This window comes from Halobaculum sp. XH14, from assembly GCF_032116555.1.
Taxonomy (GTDB): Archaea; Halobacteriota; Halobacteria; order Halobacteriales; family Haloferacaceae; genus Halorarum; species Halorarum halobium.
In genome coordinates, this window is the sequence record NZ_CP134949.1 from 661,381 (window position 1) to 677,644 (window position 16,264).

Annotated in this window: 21 protein-coding genes; 8 read left to right on the forward strand and 13 right to left on the reverse strand. The window is 70.7% G+C overall.

Features of this window, described 5'->3' with window-relative positions; genetic code table 11:
• Positions 1 to 24: 24 nt before the first annotated feature.
• From RJT50_RS03240 to RJT50_RS03255, 4 genes are all read right to left on the reverse strand, one after another.
• Positions 25 to 1,389, reverse strand: a complete 1,365-nt coding sequence (locus RJT50_RS03240; protein ID WP_313694043.1) for an aryl-sulfate sulfotransferase — start codon at positions 1,387 to 1,389, stop codon at positions 25 to 27.
• Positions 1,390 to 1,540: 151 nt separating this feature from the next.
• Entirely contained in the window at positions 1,541 to 1,753 is a 213-nt protein-coding gene (locus tag RJT50_RS03245) for a hypothetical protein (protein ID WP_313694044.1), read from the reverse strand.
• 106 nt (positions 1,754 to 1,859) lie between these two features.
• Complete coding sequence (locus RJT50_RS03250) at positions 1,860 to 2,213, reverse strand: DUF8113 family protein (protein WP_313694046.1); 354 nt, start codon at positions 2,211 to 2,213, stop codon at positions 1,860 to 1,862.
• Positions 2,214 to 2,279: 66 nt separating this feature from the next.
• Positions 2,280 to 3,176, reverse strand: a complete 897-nt coding sequence (locus RJT50_RS03255; RefSeq protein ID WP_313694049.1) for a ubiquinol-cytochrome c reductase iron-sulfur subunit — start codon at positions 3,174 to 3,176, stop codon at positions 2,280 to 2,282.
• Between the two features lie 248 nt (positions 3,177 to 3,424).
• On the opposite strand from RJT50_RS03255, the gene RJT50_RS03260 reads away from it, so the two are divergent.
• Positions 3,425 to 6,121: a phosphoenolpyruvate carboxylase gene (locus RJT50_RS03260; protein WP_313694051.1), complete on the forward strand. Its 2,697-nt coding sequence runs from the start codon at positions 3,425 to 3,427 to the stop codon at positions 6,119 to 6,121.
• Here RJT50_RS03260 and RJT50_RS03265 read toward each other — a convergent pair.
• Positions 6,118 to 6,357 (reverse strand): hypothetical protein, encoded by a 240-nt coding sequence (locus tag RJT50_RS03265; RefSeq protein ID WP_313694053.1) that lies wholly within the window; start codon positions 6,355 to 6,357, stop codon positions 6,118 to 6,120. The two genes, RJT50_RS03260 and RJT50_RS03265, sit on opposite strands and share 4 nt — an antisense overlap.
• A 138-nt stretch (positions 6,358 to 6,495) precedes the next feature.
• Entirely contained in the window at positions 6,496 to 7,299 is an 804-nt protein-coding gene (locus RJT50_RS03270; protein WP_313694056.1) for an aldo/keto reductase, read from the reverse strand.
• A gap of 168 nt (positions 7,300 to 7,467) precedes the next feature.
• On the opposite strand from RJT50_RS03270, the gene RJT50_RS03275 reads away from it, so the two are divergent.
• From RJT50_RS03275 to RJT50_RS03295, 5 genes are all read left to right on the forward strand, one after another.
• On the forward strand, positions 7,468 to 7,797 hold the full coding sequence (locus RJT50_RS03275) for a DUF5789 family protein (RefSeq protein ID WP_313694057.1): 330 nt from the start codon (positions 7,468 to 7,470) through the stop codon (positions 7,795 to 7,797).
• 131 nt (positions 7,798 to 7,928) lie between these two features.
• A complete protein-coding gene (locus tag RJT50_RS03280) occupies positions 7,929 to 8,285 on the forward strand; it encodes a DUF5802 family protein (protein ID WP_313695909.1) in 357 nt (118 codons plus the stop codon).
• Between the two features lie 94 nt (positions 8,286 to 8,379).
• A complete protein-coding gene (locus tag RJT50_RS03285; protein WP_313694058.1) occupies positions 8,380 to 8,874 on the forward strand; it encodes an NUDIX domain-containing protein in 495 nt (164 codons plus the stop codon).
• A gap of 51 nt (positions 8,875 to 8,925) precedes the next feature.
• A complete protein-coding gene (locus RJT50_RS03290) occupies positions 8,926 to 9,813 on the forward strand; it encodes a Vms1/Ankzf1 family peptidyl-tRNA hydrolase (RefSeq protein WP_313694059.1) in 888 nt (295 codons plus the stop codon).
• A 92-nt stretch (positions 9,814 to 9,905) separates the two neighbouring features.
• Entirely contained in the window at positions 9,906 to 10,367 is a 462-nt protein-coding gene (locus RJT50_RS03295) for a hypothetical protein (protein ID WP_313694061.1), read from the forward strand.
• Between the two features lie 88 nt (positions 10,368 to 10,455).
• Here RJT50_RS03295 and RJT50_RS03300 read toward each other — a convergent pair whose 3' ends face one another.
• From RJT50_RS03300 to RJT50_RS03310, 3 genes are all read right to left on the reverse strand, one after another.
• The gene (locus tag RJT50_RS03300; RefSeq protein ID WP_313694063.1) at positions 10,456 to 10,659 is read right to left on the reverse strand and encodes a hypothetical protein; all 204 of its coding nucleotides are present in this window, start codon (positions 10,657 to 10,659) and stop codon (positions 10,456 to 10,458) included.
• Positions 10,660 to 10,799: 140 nt separating this feature from the next.
• A complete protein-coding gene (locus RJT50_RS03305) occupies positions 10,800 to 12,065 on the reverse strand; it encodes a carboxylate--amine ligase (RefSeq protein WP_313694066.1) in 1,266 nt (421 codons plus the stop codon).
• 36 nt (positions 12,066 to 12,101) lie between these two features.
• A complete protein-coding gene (locus tag RJT50_RS03310) occupies positions 12,102 to 12,245 on the reverse strand; it encodes a hypothetical protein (protein WP_313694067.1) in 144 nt (47 codons plus the stop codon).
• Positions 12,246 to 12,714: 469 nt separating this feature from the next.
• Here RJT50_RS03310 and RJT50_RS03315 point away from each other — a divergent pair, with 469 nt between their 5' ends.
• Positions 12,715 to 13,224 (forward strand): DUF5813 family protein, encoded by a 510-nt coding sequence (locus RJT50_RS03315; RefSeq protein ID WP_313694069.1) that lies wholly within the window; start codon positions 12,715 to 12,717, stop codon positions 13,222 to 13,224.
• On the opposite strand, the gene RJT50_RS03320 is transcribed toward RJT50_RS03315, so the two are convergent.
• Genes RJT50_RS03320 through RJT50_RS03330 form a run of 3 tightly spaced genes read right to left on the reverse strand, consistent with a single transcriptional unit; the run spans position 13,225 to position 14,713 of the window.
• On the reverse strand, positions 13,225 to 13,743 hold the full coding sequence (locus RJT50_RS03320; protein WP_313694070.1) for a GrpB family protein: 519 nt from the start codon (positions 13,741 to 13,743) through the stop codon (positions 13,225 to 13,227). It abuts the gene before it with no gap.
• A gap of 41 nt (positions 13,744 to 13,784) precedes the next feature.
• Complete coding sequence (locus tag RJT50_RS03325; protein WP_313695910.1) at positions 13,785 to 13,997, reverse strand: Lrp/AsnC family transcriptional regulator; 213 nt, start codon at positions 13,995 to 13,997, stop codon at positions 13,785 to 13,787.
• 17 nt (positions 13,998 to 14,014) lie between these two features.
• Positions 14,015 to 14,713, reverse strand: a complete 699-nt coding sequence (locus tag RJT50_RS03330; protein ID WP_313694072.1) for a potassium channel family protein — start codon at positions 14,711 to 14,713, stop codon at positions 14,015 to 14,017.
• 82 nt (positions 14,714 to 14,795) lie between these two features.
• Between RJT50_RS03330 and RJT50_RS03335 the strand changes: the two genes are divergently transcribed.
• Positions 14,796 to 15,029, forward strand: coding sequence for an Lrp/AsnC family transcriptional regulator (locus RJT50_RS03335; protein WP_313694074.1), 234 nt, complete (start codon positions 14,796 to 14,798; stop codon positions 15,027 to 15,029).
• Between the two features lie 84 nt (positions 15,030 to 15,113).
• Here RJT50_RS03335 and RJT50_RS03340 read toward each other — a convergent pair whose 3' ends face one another.
• Entirely contained in the window at positions 15,114 to 16,160 is a 1,047-nt protein-coding gene (locus RJT50_RS03340; RefSeq protein WP_313694077.1) for a thiamine pyrophosphate-dependent enzyme, read from the reverse strand.
• Positions 16,161 to 16,264 lie beyond the last annotated feature (104 nt).

A 16,264-nucleotide genomic window follows, 5' to 3' on the forward strand; every position in this document is an offset into this window, starting at 1 on the left:
GCGCACGGCCCGTCCCGGCGGCCGTTAGTCGCCGGGCTCGTCGTCGCCGCGATCGCCGTCGCGTACGCTGACGACGACGCCGGCGATCGCCAGCGCGAGCGAGACGAGCGTCAGTCCGATCTGGGTCTCGGCGAACCAGACCGGAGCCCAGGGCGCGACGGCCCGGACGCCGACGACGAGCGTCGACAGCACCGGGACGCCGCCGGACCGGTGGACGACGAGTTCGTCGCCCTCGTACCGCGGGAGGTCCGCCGAGCGGCCGCCGGTCAGTTCGCGGGGCACGCGGTCGGCCTCGTACGGGATGCGCTCGGTCTCGACGCTCCAGACGACCGTGCCGTTGCCGTCGACCTCGAAGATGCGCTTGTTGAGCGTGTCCGTCACGAGCGTGTGGCCGTTCGGCAGGCGGTCGGCGTCGCGGGGCCAGCGCAGGTCGAGCCCCTGCGCGCGGTCGAGCACCCACACCGGCTCCCAGGAGCCGTCCTCGGTGCGGTGGAGTTCGACCACGCGGTCGTTGTCCGAGTCGGCGACGAGCACCGCGCCGTCGCCGAGCCACTGCGGGTTGTGCTGGTGGTTCAGCACGCTCGGGTCGCCACAGCGCACGTCGTCGTCGCCGTCTGTGTCACGGAGCTGCGTGTTGCTCCGGCAGGAGGCGTCCTCGCCGTCGTCGTCCTCGTTGATGATCTCGACGACCTCGCTCCCGCCGTCGTCGGTCCGTTCGACGATCACCAGCTGGTTCGCGTTGCGCACCGAGACCAGGAACCGGTCCTCGCCCACACGGTCGATGTCGTTGACGTGGAGCCAGTCGGTCCGGGTGGGGTCGGCGGGCGCGTCGTACAGCGTCGAGGCGTTCCACTGCCAGACCACCTCGCCGTTCTCGACGACGATGACCCGCTCGTGGTCCATGTCGGTCATGGCGTAGCCGCCGCCCGGGAGCGGCTCGGCGTCGTGGATCTCGCTGTTCGACTGGGAGCGGACGGGGAAACTGTACTCCTCGACCACGGTCGGCCCGTCGGCCGCGGCGGGGTCGATGATGCGGATCCCCGTGTGGGTGCAGGGCGACTCGTACTCGCCACACTGCTCGTAGCCCGAGTCCATGAACCCGGCGAGGACGGTGCCGTCCTCGAGCCGTTGCACGTCGAAGTAGCTGTCGGCGCTGGCCTCGCGCCAGGCCACGTCGCTCCCGTTCAGCAGGTAGACGCTGCCGTACTGGTGCCATCCCGTGCCGCCGCCCTGGGAACCGACGAGCGTCTCGTGGCTCGTGTTCTCACCGACGCCGGGCTCGGCCGGCGTTCCGGCCCGGTCGGTGGCGAGGGTGCCGCTGACGCCGACCGTGAGCCCGAAGAGGAGGACGCCGGCGAGGACCAGCCACGTCCCGCGGTCTGGGGTCATTGTCTGGACCAGCGGCGGTTTCGGCAAAAGCTTTCGGCATCGCCGTCGCGCCCCGTCGCCCTCGGCCGCGGTGGCGTCGGTTCCGACCGGTGCCCGTCACGGCTCTCTCGCCCTCCGGCCGTGATCCATCCCCGACGGGGTCGGGCGGACGTCAGGACTGCTCGTTCGGGTCGAAGGCGAAGAACAGGAGCGCCAGCGTGAGCCCCATCGTGACGGCCTCAAGGATCACGGATCCGCCGAGCAGCGTGCCGACGAGCAGGTACGACGACGCGGAGACGAGGCCGACGAACGCGGCGTATCCGAGACGGGAGCGGTTCCGCGCCCACTCGTCGAACCGGCGGTACAGTCGTTTCGTGGCGCTCATGCGTCGGGCTCCGGTTGGTGGTCCATCGGCGTTCTTCCGGCCGGGGCGCGCCCCCTTCAGGTCGGCGTTTTCGGCCCCGTTCGGAACGGGGACGTCGGGGCGTCAACTACCGTGGCGAGTCGGTCCCGGAGTCCGGGTCGACCTCGGGCAGTTCCTCGACCGAGCCCGCCAGCCCGGCGGCGTCGGCGGCGAGCGTCTCGTAGTCGACGCCGGCCTCCTCGGCGACCGCCCTGAGGTGCGTCGCAAGCAGCGTCAGCGCCCGGAGCCCCTCCTCCTCGGGCGTGTCGGCGGTCTGTGCGAACGTCGTGTCCACCTCGCCGCCGCGGACGACGCCGACGTGGATCGCGGTGACGTCGTCGGCCTCAAGCAGGGCCCGCGCGTTCGCCAGCTCCCGGTCGAACGTCGTCCCGCCCGCGGCGTCGCCGGTCCCGTCCCGGTCGTCGGACTCGTCCTCGCTCATGGCTCGACCGTCGGTCGACCGGGAGAAAAGCGCGTCGTCGCGGAATCGGTTCGTCGTCGGAACGGTTCAGTCCGGGCGGGGCCGGGAGGTGAACACCGTGGAGACGATCTGGAACGGCACGTAGACCGACTGGTGGCACGGGCAGTAGACGCCGTTTTCGGCGTCGTACCGCGCCGACCCCTCGTTCTCCTTGAACCCCGGGACACAGCAGAAGTGGGTACACTTGTTCAGCCACGCGATGAACCCCTGGGAGGTGGACGCCTGGAGCCACTCCTGGGTGTCCCCGTCGGCCTCGTACGTCTCGCCGTTGGGGGCCCGGACCGACCCGCTGTTCGCGAGCTCCTCGATGAGCGGACTCCGGAGCAGCTGGATGGTGATGACGTCCTCGGTTCCCTGTGAGCGCCAGGTCCCGGTCGCGGGCTTACCCATGCCCTCGACGCCGATGCCGTTGCCCCAGGTCTCGTAGTCCGAGAACAGGTCGACCGTGAACCGGTCGCCGCCGCTCATCGCGTCCGCCTGCCACTGGTAGGCCGGATCGGCGCCGGAGTGGAAGTAGTTCCCGCCCTCGGGCTCGAACCCCGGCTGGATGCCGGTGTACGTCTCGACGCCGCAGTACTGGAACCACTCCGAGGAGTACGTCTGTCCGCCCATGTCCATTTCGGCCACCTGGACCTGGACGCCCTGCTCGGTCGTGGAGGTGACCTCGGGCCACACCCCGCGGATCGCGCCGTCGCCGTCGATCTCGATGGGGATCTGGGGCATGCCGCGGGGCGCCGGCCCCGCGGTGTTCTCGATGGCCATCGCCTGGGTGGTCCCGCCACCCGACCCGCCGGATGCGGTGACGCTGTTGACCGTCGCCGAGCCGACGGCACCGACGCCGGCCAGCGACGCACCCCCCACGACGCCCTTGACGAACCGGCGACGTCCGGAGTCGCCCGGGTACTTGTCGTCGTCTACGCTCATAGCGGGGAGTCGGCGGGGACGATGCAAAAGCCTGACGAAAGGCCGAACACGCCCGCAGTCGCGGAGTATTCCGGCTTCCGTCGGGCCCCTGCCGCTCCGGGGATTCTCCGGTCGTCCCGCTCGCCACGACGGACCGGACGATACGTCCCCCGCACCGGCGCGAGCCGACCTTCACGATTATTTCAGTTCGGAGGCAATTTTTCGACGAACCGGGAAAGGCTCTACCCCACGGAGGGGTATGACATGATATGGCAAGCGACGAGCGCGACGTCCGGCGGGACGTGCGCGAACTGGGCGCGCTCCTCGGCGAGGTCGTGGAGCAACAGACCTCCCTCTCCGCCTTCGAGGCGGTCGAGGACGCACGGACCGGGGCGATCGACTACCGACGCGGGTCGGCCGACAGCCGGGAGTCACTTCGAGACCGGCTCTCGGGACTGGACCCCGAGACGACGCGGACGGTCGCACGGGCGTTCGCGACGTACTTCGAACTGGTCAACGTCGCGGAGGAGCGCGAACGGGTGCGCGCGGTCCGGCGCGGCGAGGACGACGGGACGCTCCCCGACGGGCTGAGCGCGACCGTCGACGCGCTCGACGAGGTGGACGACGACCTCGCCCAGCGCGCGCTCGAGGACGTCCGCGTCGTCCCGACGTTCACCGCCCACCCGACCGAGGCGCGCCGAAAGACGGTGAAGGCGAAGCTCAGGGAGGTCTCGAACGTGCTCGCGGAGCTCGACGAGCGCCGGCTCACCGACCGCGAGACGGCCTCGTTCGGCCGGGACCTCGAGTCCGAGGTGGAGTCGCTGTGGGCGACCCGGCAGGTTCGCCCCCGTCGCCCGACGCCGACCGACGAGGCGCGCGACGTGCGCTGGTACCTGGAGGGGACGCTGTTCGACGTCGTCGGCGACGCGTACGACTCGCTGGCGGACGCGGTGAAGGACGCTCATCCCGGCGTCGACGTCCCCGAAGTGCTCTCGTTCCGCTCGTGGGCGGGCAGCGACCGCGACGGCAACCCGCACGTCACGCCCGAGGTCACGAGCGAGACGCTCGCCGCCCAGCGCGACGCGGTGCTCGCCCGGTACGACGAGGAACTGGCCGCGCTCGCGGGTGCGGTGAGCCACGAGGGGAGTCGGCTCTCCCACACCGAGGCGTTCGACGCCGAGGTGGCGACCCAGCGCGACGCGGCCCCGCGCCCGGCCGACGAGGCCGACGAGCGCTACCCGGAGGAGCCGTACCGCCGGCTCGTCTCCCTGCTCCGGTCGCGGCTGGACCGGGTGGACGACCTGCGCCCGGGCGGGTTCGACGACGCCGAGGAACTGACCGTGGCGCTCTCCGCGCTCGCGTCCGACCTCAGGGCGAACGGCCACGACTCGGTCGCGGCCGAACACGTCGACCCGCTCGTCCGCCGCGTGGAGACGTTCGGCTTCTCGCTCGCCTCGCTCGACCTGCGCGACCACCAGGAGAACCACACCGAGACCGTCGCGGCGGTCCTCGACCGCGAGGGGGTCGACTACGCCGGGATGGACGAGGACGACCGGGTCGAGGTGCTCACCGAATCGGTGCTCGGGGAGTCGGTCGGCAGCCTCGAGACGGCCGACCTCGACGACACGCCGGCCCGCGTCTGCGAGCGCTTCGACGCGCTGGCCGGCTGGCACGCCGAGTACGGCGCCGACGCCATCGACGCCTACTGCATCTCGATGACCGAGGAGCCGTCCCACGTCCTCGAGGTGCTCTACCTCGCGGACCTGGCCGGGGTCGTCTCCCTGCCCGAACACTGCGGGCTCGACGTGGTGCCGCTGCTGGAGACCGCGTCAGCGCTGGCGAACGCCCGCGACATCCTCGGCACGCTCGTGGACAACGACGCCTACGGCGCGGCGCTCACGGCCCGCGGCGGCGTGCAGGAGGTGATGCTCGGCTACTCGGACTCGAACAAGGAGAACGGCCCGCTCGCGGCGTCATGGGACCTCCACCGGAACGCGCGTCGGCTCGCTGAGGTGGCCGAGGACGTGGGCGTTGACCTCCGACTGTTCCACGGGCGCGGCGGCTCCATCTCGCGGGGCGGCGGCCCGATGAACGAGGCGCTGCTCGCGCTCCCGCCCGAGACGGCGACGGGGGAGGTGAAGTTCACCGAGCAGGGCGAGGCCATCGCCGAGAAGTACGCGAACCCGCGCGTCGCCGGGCGTGAACTCGAACAGATGCTCGACGCGCAGGTTCGGGCCCGGCTCCGACAGCTCACGGGCGAGGCGACCGAGCCGAAACCCGAGTGGGAGGACGCGATGGACGTCGCCGCCGAGGGTGCCCGGTCGGCCTACCGCGACCTGCTGGACACCGACGGCTTCGTCCGGTACTTCGAGACGGCGACGCCGCTCACGGTCATCGAGGACCTGAACATGGGCTCGCGGCCCGCCTCCCGCAGCGGCGAGCGCAGCGTCGAGGACCTCCGCGCCATCCCCTGGGTGTTCTCGTGGACCCAGTCCCGCGCCATCCTGCCGGGCTGGTACTCGGTCGCCGCGGGGCTCGACGCGTATCTCGACGGCGACGGGGGGAGCGAGGGCGGCGACCTCGGCACGCTCCGCGAGATGTACGAGGAGTGGCCGTTCTTCCGGACGACGGTGGACCACATCGGCCTCTCGCTGGCCCGCACGGAACTCGAGATCGCCGCCGAGTACGCCGAACTCGCGCCGTCGGAGCTCCGGGAGCGCTTCTTCCCGGAGATCAGGCGGGAGTACGAGCGCGCGGTCGAACTGGTCCGGGCCATCACGGGCCGCGAGACGCTCCCGCGCCGGGAGTGGCTCGTCGAGAACCTCGAACGCCGGAACCCGTACGTCGACCCGCTGAACCTCCTGCAGGTCCAGTTGCTCGGCCGGACCCACCGGACCGAGGCCGAGGAGCGCGCCCTGCGGCTCACGGTGAAGGGCATCGCGGCCGGGATGAAGAACACGGGCTAGGGCCGGAGCAGTTTCGCCGCGAGCCTGACCGTTCCAGCGCCGAAGACGGCGACGGTGGCGGTCACGGCGAGCAGCGCGAGCGCGGCGGTGAGTGCGCCGTCGATGCTCTCGGCGCCCGCGACCCGCGTCAACAGCGCGCCCAGCAGCGCGAACAGGACGGCGACGCCGAGGACGAGACGGACGGCCGGACGAGGGGGCCCCCCGTCGGGTGCGTCCGTGGTGGAGGTGTCTGGCATGGCGTCCCGACGGACGGGCCCGTGGGGGATAAGACTCGGCCAGGCGTTCGGTGAAAGTAAATGTGGTCGGTCGACTGCCACGCTCGGCGGTTCGCTACGGGCTCACCGCCTCCGTTTCCGACCGCCGTCCGCCGCGACCTACGGTCGCGCGTTCCACGGCGCTTCCTCGAAATCCACGATCCGGCGGCGCTCGTCGAGCGCGTCGATCGTGGCGACGTCCTCATCGTCGAGTTCGAGGTCGGTCGCGGCCAGGTTCTCGCGGATGTGGGCTCCGCCAGTCGCCTTCGGGATGGCGGCGATCTCGTCCTTCGAGAGCAGCCACGCGAGGCTCACCTGCGCGGGCGAGGCGTCGTGCGTGTCCGCGATGGACACGAGTTCGGGCACGTCCGCGACCTGGTTGCGCGCGATGGGGCAGTAGGCGACGAGCCAGTGGTCGTCCTCGCGCGCGATCTCCCGGAGTTCCTCCTGCTGGAGCAACGGGTGACACTCGACCTGGTGGGCGAAGACGGGCGCGTCGAGCAGGTCGCGTGCCTCCCGTAGTTGATCCGGTCGGAAGTTCGAGAGGCCGACGTTGCGGACCAGCCCCTCGTCGACGAGGTCGTCGAGCGCGCGGCACGTCTCGGGCGCGTCGTAGGTGTTGATCGGCCAGTGGACGTACAGCAGGTCGATCGCGTCGACGCCGAGCGCCTCGGCGCTCCCGCGGGCCGACTCGACCGCGTCGTCGTACGCGAGGTTCCCCGTCGCCAGCTTCGTCGCCACGAAGACGTCCTCGCGGTCCACGTCGGCGGCCGCGAGCGCGTCGCCGACGGCCGCCTCGTTCTCGTAGCTCTGGGCCGTGTCGACGTGGCGGTAGCCGGCCGCGAGGCCGATCTCGACGCTCTCGGTACACTGGTCGCCGTCGAGCTGGTAGGTGCCCTGACCGAACCGGCGGAACCGTGGCATGGTGAACGGGTGAACGTTCGTCGCCGCGGGCGTGAATCCGTCGGTGCCGGCGGCGGTGGCCGGGTCGAGGCTTCGGGTGCCAGTTCGGGCGTGGCCGCGGTCGTTCAGACGGGACTCCCTCGGGAAATCGGCGACAAGAGGTAACCCCGTCGAGGTACAAGCCACCGCATGGCCGACGACGACACCGAGCGCGAGGGAGGCGTCGACTTCTCGGCGATCAACCCGCTACTGGCGGAGCTCTCGTATCCGGTGACCGCGGAGGAACTCGTCGAACGGCACGGCGACAGGGAGTTGAAGCCGACCAACGCCGAGCCAATCTCGATCGCGGAGCTGTTCGAGCCGATGGGCGACGCGACGTTCGAGTCGGCCGAGGAGGTGCGCCGGATGGCGCTCGGCCAGATGCCCAGCGAGTCGGTCGGCAGGGAGGGGTACTCGGACCGCGGCACCGACGTCGACACGGGGGACGAGGACGAGGCGGCCGGGGACGAGTCGTTCTGATCCGGTCGCGGGCGAGTTCGACCCGGCCAGCGACGGAGAAATCGCCGACGGCAGTAGGGTGATTGCACGCCGATATAATGCTTATCGGTAACACTTAACAAGGGCTCGGCGGCTACCATCAGTTGCACGGCATGTTCGAACGCTTCTCAAGCGGCTACTACCTCGGTCGGCTGTACGTCCAGCCCCGGGGAGAGAGCGAGGCGGCGATCAGGCGCGACGACCACGAGCGGGTCAACGAACAGCTCTACGCCACAGGAGCGGGCGTGGAGCGACTCGACAACCCGCTCGTGATGAAAGTCGGCACGCGCCACTATCCGGTCGTCGGCGACGACGACGTGCCGCGGGGCACGCTGACGCTGCCACGGGACGCGGTGCCGGGCGATCTGGAGGGGAGGCTCCCGGCACGCCACGAGGTGCTGCTCGCCAACGCCGAGCGCGCCGAGGACATGCTCCAGTACACCGGCTGGGAGGGAGAATCGAGCGCGTAACACCCCGGACGGACGGTCGGTCCGGACCAGCCGCCCGATTTCACCTCCGCCGCGGATGGTGGACAGCCAAGTACCCGCCGGCGGAGGTTCCGCCATGGAGACGACCCGACACCTGACCGCGACCGTCTACGTCGTCAACGACGGCGCGACCGCCCTCCACGAACACGAGCGCATGGGGATCACCATCCCGCCCGGCGGCCACGTGGACCGCGGGGAACTCCCCCACGAGGCCGGCCTCCGCGAGGTCCGCGAGGAGACCGGCCTCGACGCGACGCTCGTCGACGACGCGCCGAGCGTGGACGCGCCGGCCGGCCGCGCGCTCCCCCGACCGCGCCACCAGATGCTCTACGACGTCAACGTCCACGAGGACGGGACGGTCGGCCACCAGCACGTCGACCAGCTCTTCTTCGCGTCCGCGGCGGACCGGGCCTTCGACCCGGCCGACGGCGAGGAAGGGGCCGACTCCTGGGACTGGTACACGCCCGGGGAGCTCCGCGACGACGACGCCGTGGCCGCCGACGTGGCCGAACTCGGCACGGAGGCCATCGAGACGGTCGAAGCCGCCGAAGCGGCGAACGCGACCCGCTGAACGTCGCCACCTTCGGGCACCTTTTTCCGGCCCCGTGTCGCGCACTCGGGTATGCTCGACCGACTCCTCGGGCGCGCCGGCCTGAAGGCGCGCATCGAGGACCTCGAGGACGAACGCGACTCGCTCCGGGGGAAACTCGACGGCGAGGCCGAACGCCGCCGCGAGGCGGTCCACCGACGCCAGGAGGCCGAGGAGCGCGTCAACGACCTCGAACACCGCATCGAGGAGCTGGAGGACCGCGTCGACCGCGCGGAGGGTGAGGAGGCCGGCCCGTCCCCGCGCGGCACGGAGACGCTCGGCCGGGGGCGACTCGATTCGGTTCTCTCGCGCCTCCGGAGCGTCGAGGCCGGTGCGGAGGGCGCGCTCTCGGCGATGGTGACCGACGAGGTTCCCGACGCGCTCGCGGATCAACTCGGCGACCGAGCGCCGCTCGTCCGCCGCGCGGCCCCGACGCTCGTCTACCACGACGACGCCGGCCTCGTCTCGTGCGCGCTCGACCCGCCGCTCGCGCCCGAGCCGTTCTGCGAGTGGGCCGAGGCGTTCCGGGTCGAGGAGTCGTGGTTCCGGCCGACGGGACGGCTCGCGTTCGGCCTCGTCCGCTCGGACACGTTCGGCCTAGGGGTGTACGAGGACGGCGAGCGCGTCTCATTCGAGGGCGTCACGACCGACGTGATGAGCGAACACGACAAGGGCGGCTACTCGCAGGCCCGGTTCGAACGGATCCGGGACGAACAGATCGACGAGCACCTCGACCGCTGTCGGGAACTGCTGGCCGACGTGGACGCGGAGCGGGTCGTCCTCGTCGGCGAGCGCACGGTGCTGACCGAGGTGCGCGAGCACGCCGACCACACCGCCGGGAGCGACGCGACCGGCGACCCCGAGGACGCGCTCGCGGACGCCTTCGAGGACTTCTGGACCGCGACGCTGCGGCTGCTCTGAGGCGATCGGGCGTCACGAACGGGCGTCGGGATCGGCCCAGGCCCCAACCGGATCGCCCCCACATTTACGGGGCGAAGCCGGGAGCGTCCACCATGGAGAAGACCGTGTTCAGGCGGGAAAACCGCGAGGACGACGCGGTGGCGGCGACGGCCGTCCGCACCTGCCACGCCGACCACGACCACGTCCAGTTCGACGGCTTCGTCGCGCCGGGCGAGACGCCGAGAGCCCAGGCGGACCGGGCGCTCTCGTTCGCGGATCGGTTCCTCCGCGAGTACTGCGACGGGAGCCTGGCGGACGTGACGATGATCCGCCACTACGTCCGCGAGGACCTGCTGCCCGAGGCGGAGTTCGAGATCGGCGAGGCCTGCCGCGAGCACTTCTCGCCGCCCGAACTCCCGGGGACCGTGATGGTCGGCGTGAGCGACGTGGTCGGCGGCGACCACGCGGTGAAGATCGAACTCGAGGCGCGGATCCCCCACGAGCGCGGCGAGACGGAGGTGGTGGAACTGCCGCCGCCGCCGGGCTACACGAACAGTGCCGAACGGATCGAGTGACGGCGGACGTCGTTCACGACGGCGCTGGGAGGACTCCTTGGTCCGCGCGCGTGACGCGAACTCGTGAAACTCCGTCCTCCAGATACGCTCACCGTGAGATCGTGTACAGCGACTGTGCCGACAGAACGAGCAGTATTACTGCGATTCCAAGTTCGACTCCGACACCGACGATTCCGGTGGAGAAGGCGGCCACGACGAGGAAAAGCCCGTACAACATCGCCGCCCCGGTCGCTAGAATCAGCAGGACTTCGCCCATCGCCTCCGCCGAGAACGTCGTGGTGTCGTCGGTCATCCGGTAGCTCTCCCGGATATCGACCCAAATATTTAGCGGCTCGTAACGGATACGAACCGACGTCACGTCGCCCGTCCCGCCCACGGCCACCTGATTCTCGCACCCGTGGTTGCTTCGAGGGGCCGGAACCATCGGGGCCCCTAGCAGGAGCAGTAGTACTCGCGGTCGGTGAACTCGGTCTCGACCAGCCGAGCAGCCGGGTCCGGGTCGGACGGCCGATACACGCCGGTCGTGAGGTCACTCCCGTCCTCGAAGGCGCCCGAAACCAGGCTCGCCCAGTCGTCGGTCGAGAGCACGTCCCAGAACGCCGGGTCGGTCGCACACAGTTCGAGGTAGTCGCGGAGGTACACCCAGCGCGCGTCGCCGACGCCGTCCCCGGCCTCGCCCGCGCGGGCGACGTCCAGTTCGTACTCGGCGTCCGTCACCGCGGCGTAGGCGGCCATCGGCAGGTTCGCGCCCGCGGCGACGGGCAGCGAGATCCACTTCCAGGGCCGGGTGTTGATGTCGAGGAGGACGTACTGCTCGCGCTCCGCGTCGTAGACGAACTCCGCCTCGCTGATGCCGTGATAGTCGGTTTCGGCGAGCACCGAGAGCGCGCGGTCGCGGACCGCGGGTTCCGCGACCGTCTCCACCAGACACGAGGTGCCGAACTGACGGGGGAAGCGGACCGCGGCGTTGCCGACGACCGCGAGCGCGTCGTCCACGCCCGAGGGCGGGACGTACGAGGCGAGCGACGTGTCAGCGCCGGTCTCCACGGGCACCTTCTCCTGGAGGAGCACCGTCGCGCCGGCGTCCTCGGCGGCGGCGACGGTCTCGTCGAGTTCGGCGCGCGAGTCGACCTCGACGACGTTCGTGCCGAACGCCTCCTCGAACTTCCGCTTGTGCGCGGGTTTGACGACGAGCGGGAACCCGAGCGCCTCGACGACCGCCTCGGCGGGCGTCTCGGAGAGCCGGTACGTCTCGGGGTAGGGGACGCCGAGTTCCTCACAGAGGCGGTAGAGGTTGTCCTTGTCCAGCACGCGCTCGATGCCCTCGTGGTCCGAGAACGGGAGCCTGACGCCCTCGGGTTCGGTCCGGGCGAACCCGCGGACCCAGTCGTCCATGCACGCGAACGCGACGCAGTCGATTCCCGCAGCTTCGACGACGCGCTCGACGTCCTCGCGGAACCCGTCCATGTCGTCGAGCGGGTAGGTTACCTCGCCCGCGAAGTCGATCGTCCCGGAGGGCCAGGCGACGCCCGAGCCGGTGCGGTCGAGCGCGATCACGGGGACGCCGTGGGCGTCGAGCGCGCGGGCGACGCTCACGCCGGTGACGTGGGCGTTGGCGACGAGCGCGGGCGGCCCGTCGAACGACGCCGATTCGAGGGCTTCGATCAGCGCGTCGGTGTCGTGGAACGCGTCTGCCATCGATTGCTCTATTGTGGTTACGGGGAAAGACCCACGCTAGTCGGTCGTCTCTGCCGTCGCCGATGACGCCGTGTTCTCTAATTTCTTCGTGCGTGATTCTCCGTGGACTACCGTTATGGTGGCCGCGAAAGCCCCCGCTGCTCTCGGCTCGCGCGCCTCGCTGCGCTCCTCGTCGCTCACTGCGTTCGCTCCTGCGGTGCTTGCGTCGTCGTGCTTCCCCGAGAGCAGCGGCCCCTTTCAGTCCCACCCGCCGATTAGTCGACCGAGCGTCGTTCCCCCGACTACCGCACGTACCGCCGTCGGTAGTCCGTCGAGGCGTCCGCCCGTCCGGCCGACGGTGACGCTGGCAGCAGGGGTGCGGTCGGCGCCTGCTTGCGGCTGGCGGTCACGCGAGCGGAGCGAGGGTGACGTCACGGGACCGGAGGTCCCGGGTAACGCGTGACGCGAGCCCCCCTTGTGGGGCGAGCACTCGCGCGCGAGGGATGAGCACCGGAGCGAGCTTGCGAGCGAGGAGCGCAAGCGGTTGGGGAGGGCGAGGCCCTCCTCGGTCAAGCAGTGGTGGTCAGCCTGACCGGACAAGCAACGGCTGTGATCTGGAGTCGATATCAGAGCGCGTCGCTTAACCCGACCCGACCCCTGAGGAACCCACATGAGCGAACTCCCCGGGCGAGTCGGCCGCGCCCTCCGGGACCACGACGCGTTCGTCGACGACCCGGACGAGCACGGGGCCGACGAGGTTCCGAACACGAGCACCCCGTTCGACGCCAGCGTCGCCGTCGCGGAGCGCGAGGACGGTCGCGTCGAGTTCGACGTCACCGTGGGCGTCCCGACCATCGACGCCGTCGCCGAGGAGCACGTCGCCGACGTGGTCGCGGACGGCTGGTACGAGACGTTCGAGCGTCGGATCCACGACGTCGGCGACGTCACGGCCGCCGGCCACGAGCTCTCCCCGAGCGTCGTCCGCGAGGACGGCGTCGTCGTCGTCTCGGCCGCCTTCGCGGATCTGAACGAGCGCCGGAGCGTGAACGACGCCGCCGCAGTCGTCGACTTCGTTGAGGGAACCTACGTCCAGGGCGTCATCCCCGGCTACGAGTACGGCGAGCCGGTGACGAGCCTCATCGGCAGGGCGCGGGCCGCGGCCGGCAGCGACGGGGCCTGATCAGTCGTCCATCGCGTCCGCGAGCGTTCGTTCGATGAACGCCGCCTTCCGGCGGGTGTACGCCTCGCGGTCGTCGGGGAACTCGTCCGCGAGGTCGCGCTTCAGCGACTCGTAGGCGGCTGCGACGTGGGGATGCTCGCGGAGGTGATCGCGGAACGCCAGTTTCTCCCGCCGGTACTCGCTGCCGGCCTCCGTCAACGAGAGGTAGTGCGTCCGGTCCTCGGGCGGTCCCTTCGCCAGGAACACCCGCCCCGCGACGTCGTCCGGGCGGCGCTCGTAGCCGTTCGCCTCCAGGGTCGCCACGAGTTCTGCGACGGCCCCGACGTCGGGCACCGTGGCGAGCACGTCCACGACCGGTTTCGCCGCCAGCCCCTCGACCGCCGTGCTGCCGACGTGGTCGAACCGGATCACCGACTCCCCGACGAGGTCGCGGAGCCTCGCGACCTCACGTTCGTAGGCGCGACGCCACGCCGGCGTCCACTCGCGGAGTTCGACCGTGCCGCGCGCGAGTCCGACCATGTCCCCGAAACCCGGCTCGTGAGGAAAAGCGGTTCGACGCGTCAGCCCATGGCGATGTACGTCTTCGTGTCCTCGACGCCCGCGATCTGGAGGACGCCGTCGGCGGTGACGGCCTTCACCTGGCTCGGGCCGTCCACGCGGACCTTGACGACGAAGTCCACGTCGCCCGCGACGATGTGTGCCGCCTCGACGCCCTCGAGCGATTCGATCGCCTCCTTCACCCGGTCGGCGTCGCCCGTGTTCGCCTTCACCATGACGTAGGCCGTGACGCTCACGGCTCGGCCCCCGCCGCCGTCGTGATCGCGTCGGCGGCGTCCTCGCCGACGAGCAGCTGGCGAACGTCGTCGAGCACCGCGAAGTCCGCGAGGACGGCCAGGCGGTCACCCTCCTCCAGCGAGTCGTCCGCGAGCGGGATGCCCATCGGCTCGTCCTTCTTGCCGAACGCGAGGACGCGGGCCTCCGAGGGGAGCGCCACCTCGCTGAGCGAGTACCCCTTCATCGGCGATTCCGCCGTCACGGTGACCAGGAGCACCTGGAGGTGCTCGGCGATGTCGGCGATGGCCTGGATGTTGCCACCCAGCAGGGCGTTCTTCGCGCCGATGGCCCCCAGCCGCTCGGGGTAGACGATCTCGTCCACCTCGTCGGCGTACTTCTGGTAGATCTCCTCGCGGTAGTCCTCGTCGATGCGCATGACCGTCCGACAGCCGTGGTGTTTGGCGATCATGCAGGCCGCGAAGTTCGCGTTCAGATCGCCCGTGAGCGCGCCGACCGCGTCGGCGGCCGCCACGCCGGCCTCGACGAGCGTCCCCTCCCGCGACCCGTCGCCCTCGTACACCTCGAAGCCGTCCGTCCGGGCCCGTGCCGCCCGGTCCGCGTCGCGTTCGACGATCACCACCTCGTGGCCCTCCTCGCGCAGCACGCGCGCCGTGCGCAACCCGACCCGTCCCGAGCCGATGACGATGAAGCGCATGACACGTGTTATGACGGCACAGGGGATAACTGTACCCCCGAGCCGGGGGAAGGTTTTTAGCCATGTCAACCGATGTCACACCATGGTCCACGCGTTCGTGATGGTGAAAGCCGGGGCCGGCGAGGCCGAGTCCGTCGCGGGGCAGGTCCGGGGGCTCGCGTCCGTCGCCGAGGCCCACGTCGTCGCCGGCGAGTACGACGTCATCGCCGAGGTCGACGCCGAGGAGGTGTACGGCGTGCTCGACGCGGTCGCCAGCGGCGTCCAGAGCCTCGCGGGCGTCAGCGACACGAAGACGTACGTCTCGATGGACGAGTAGCGGTCGGTTCGAGGAGCATGGCGGCCGGTTCGATGGACGAGTAGCCGACGCCCGATCGAGGAATCGGGATCGTCCCGGTCGGGGCTACCGGTCCAGCTCGTACGGGTCGTGCTCGTCCACGAACGCCCGGAGCTCCGCCCGCTGCCGTTCGAGTTCGGGCGGGAGCTCCTCGTAGGCCGCATCGAACACGTCCTCCGGCTCGGGTCGCGGCACCGATTCGGCCAGGTCGACCGCGTCGGCGAGCTCCTCGTTCGCCTCGTCGATCGTCTCGTCGACGAACGACTGGCCGACGATTCCCTGCTCCCGGCACCACTCCGCGAAGCGCTCGACGGGATCGCGCTTTCGCCACTCGGGCAGGTCCGGGTCCTCCTCCCGGTAGGCCGAGGGGTCGTCCGCGGTCGTGTGTGCGCCGCGGCGGTACGTGAGCGCTTCCACCAGCACCGGCTCGCCGTCACGGGCCGTCTCCAGCGCGTCGGCGACGGTCTCCCGAACGGCCAGCGGGTCGTTGCCGTCCACCTGGATGCCGTCGAAGCCGTACGCCCCGGCCTTGACGGCGATGGACTCGCTGGCCGTCTGTTTCTCGCGCGGGAGCGAGATGGCCCACGCGTTGTTCTCACAGAAGAACACCGTCGGCGCGTCGAACACGCCCGCGAAGTTCAGCCCCTCGTGGAAGTCGCCCTCGGAGGTCGCGCCGTCGCCGAAACAGACGAGCGAGGCGTAGTCCTCGTCCTCGTAGTTGGCCGCCATGCCCGCGCCGGCGGCGTGGGGGATCTGGGAGGCGATGGGGACCGCCTGCGGGAAGACGGGAATCTCGTGGTCCGAGTGGTACTCGGGGAAGCCGCGCCGGAACAGCAGGATGTCGCTCATCGGCACGCCGCGGGCGATCTGGAGCGCGTTCGAGCGGTAGGTGGGGAACAGCCAGTCGTCCTCGGCCATCGCGTGTGCCGCGCCGATCTGTGCGGCCTCCTGGCCGGTGAACGGCGGGTAGCCGCTCATCCACCCGCGGCGCTGGAGCGCCAGCGCCCGCTCGTCGAAGCGGCGCGTCCGCAGCATGTCGGTCAGCGCCGCGCGGGCGTCCTCGGCGTCGAACGGCGTCTCGGCGAGTCCCCGCTCGCCGATGATTCGGTTCATATCGAGCCGTGTTCGGCCTCCATGATAAAGTGGGGCGGAAAGGCTCGCTACGGGGGCGGGACTCGGTCCCGACTCCGACAGGTCGAAGTCCGCGACCCGCCAAG